General features: G+C 47.2%; 1 protein-coding gene. It reads left to right on the top strand.

Annotation, left to right across the window (positions count from 1 at the left end; genetic code table 11):
• The first annotated feature begins 120 nt into the window (after nucleotides 1-120).
• Nucleotides 121-498, top strand: a complete 378-nt coding sequence (locus R7Z49_RS27365) for a hypothetical protein (protein WP_318112810.1) — start codon at nucleotides 121-123, stop codon at nucleotides 496-498.
• Nucleotides 499-530 lie beyond the last annotated feature (32 nt).

Below are 530 nucleotides of genomic sequence, written 5' to 3'. Positions count from 1 at the left end.
CACAACTTTTTCAAGCAGCATATTTGCTCAAGAGTAAAGCAAGTAACGCCGGAACTCAGAACAGTCACTGGGCCACTGTTCTTTTACCGAAACGAAATTGGAACGATATAGAGAGGAACCATGAAAGTAACCAATAAACTCAAACTGCTGGCACTGGGGCTGTGTATGGCCGGTACTGCCATCGCGGCTCCTGATGTGCTCAATGACGACGCAAAGCTCAAGAACCTTGAGAAGGTGTGTCCCGACTGTAAGATGGTGGCAAAAGATGTACTCAATCTGCGGGTTGAAAACTGCCAGCTCAAAGACACTTCCAGTGCAATGATGATTGGCACCATGCAAAATGACCCTATGTTTTCGTTTATGCTGGCAGTACACACAGCGGCAGGCTCGGAGGCATACAAAACGGTAGTTGGTGCCGCTGGCAACCATGTTGACTGTGAAAACCCGTTGAACTGGATCAAGCTGACCCAGCAAGCGATTAAATGTGGCAAAGTCTAATGCGTAAGAGAGATTTTTTTTTTGGAGAGGTG

The organism is Vibrio sp. 1562 (assembly GCF_033340155.1).
Taxonomy (GTDB): Bacteria; Pseudomonadota; Gammaproteobacteria; order Enterobacterales; family Vibrionaceae; genus Vibrio; species Vibrio alginolyticus.
Note: the sequence above shows the minus strand (reverse complement) of the source record. Positions and strands in the feature narration are given on the sequence as shown.

What these genes read in the sequence shown, in the direction of transcription:
- R7Z49_RS27365 (WP_318112810.1), top strand. Translation starts at nt 121, where the DNA reads ATGAAAGTAACCAATAAACTCAAACTGCTGGCACTGGGGCTGTGTATG.